This is a genomic window from Prevotella sp. P5-126, assembly GCF_002251185.1.
Classification (GTDB): domain Bacteria; phylum Bacteroidota; class Bacteroidia; order Bacteroidales; family Bacteroidaceae; genus Prevotella.
Genome location: NZ_NPIZ01000078.1, coordinates 1 through 1581, shown reverse-complemented (window position 1 = coordinate 1581; position 1581 = coordinate 1). Strand labels below are relative to the sequence as shown.

Sequence of the window (1581 nt, the reverse complement as noted above, 5' to 3'; positions counted from 1 at the left end):
AACTGGATGCCGTTAATCTCCTCCGTCTTCCATCCTCTCAGAGCAAAGATGTCATTGTAGAGCGAACTGCATCGGTTGGCACGGATGTAGAAATGTTTGCAATGCTTCTCTATCTCACTGACGATTTCCTTCGAGCAGGAACCGCAGTCTGCCCTGAAGCGATTTACACGGATGTTCTGGGATTCCAGAAGAGCGAAGAATCTCTTATGGGTGTCTGCCTGATGAAAACGCACATTCGTGTTACCATCGCTGTTCTCGATATAGACTATCTTGTCACCGATAACATATACGCCAGGCCTGTAGCCGAGGAACTTTTTGTAGGTCGGTTTTGCATCATACTTCTCCGTTTCAAGGAACTGATGGTCAAAGTCAACATCGTATTCCTCAATTTCCTTCAACTCGCCTGTAGAAACCAAAGCGTTTATAAGCAATGTGTTGAGTTTGTCTGCAGTATTGAAATCATAGGTCTTGCCTTGGTCGGAAGTATAGGAGATGTTTTCCTGTGTCAGTTCCTTGATGGCTCTGAGGATGGTATCAGAGCTGCATGTACGAAGGGTAGGATGATACGAGAGATGGCGCATCAGTTGTGACGTTACATCTTCCACGCATGAGCCGCCACAGAAATAAACGCTCATCAGCGAACGGACTATCTCGCTGAACTGATATCCGAAGATACTGCTGCATCTCTGACCCAGTGTTGAGTCGATAACGGGTGAAAGCATGGAGTCAAATTTCTCCATGATTGAAAAAATTCCTCCAAAAGGTGTGAGTTTCTCAGATTTAATTTGTATTTTTGCCATGTCATATTAGAGTTTTGCTTGTTTTCTTTTTGCAACACTAAGATAAGTGAAAATTCTGACATGGCAAAATCCTGGGCAACTTTTTGTTGCTCAGGAACTTATAAATAAAGTTAAATCAAAGTGTTGCGGAATTAAGGGTTAATAAGTTAGTGAGCACTCATTCCCACATCGTCGGTTTCTCCTTTTCAGTTCCCATGTTCCTCCCATTTTGTCCCATCGTTGTCCGCCTAATTTTGGGATTTAGTGCGGATTCACTGGTGACTTACTGAGGAGTTGCCCACGTCTGTGTGCGGACGGAATGTTCTGTGCGATGAGTGATTCTCTCTTGAATCGCAGTGCAAAGATAGTGCAAACCGAGTGGAATGTAAAAAGAGAAACTCGTTTTTCTTTTCATTTCCGAGGTGCCGCCTATCTTGGACGCCAGTGCAAAGGTATGAAGAAAAACAATCGGTTGTTCCACTTTTCCCACGACTTGTGACCAATTTTCCCACGGCTTGTTACATTTCCTTGTGTATCAGTTGGTTACAAAGCCAAATTTTGAAGTATAAATCTTGGCGGTTATCGTATATTGCTGAAAATAAGGCAGATAGGTGGAGCGCTATACTTTATTGGGCTTGAACCTGTGGTAGGATCATGGGTGCGATGTTAGGTGCTGTAAAGAAAAGAGCCGAAAACGGCATTTTTCAGTGAAACGCAAAAATGGCGTTACAGCGTTACAATATAACAATATAACAGTTTTGAAAAACCAAAATCAAAATTTCGAGCCAAAATTTTATATATA

General features: G+C 42.5%; 1 pseudogene. It reads right to left on the bottom strand.

The annotated features are described in order from the left end of the window. Positions 1-800 (bottom strand): annotated as a pseudogene (locus CIK90_RS09035) (IS1380-like element IS612B family transposase); the annotation flags it as partial. Positions 801-1581: the final 781 nt, after the last annotated feature.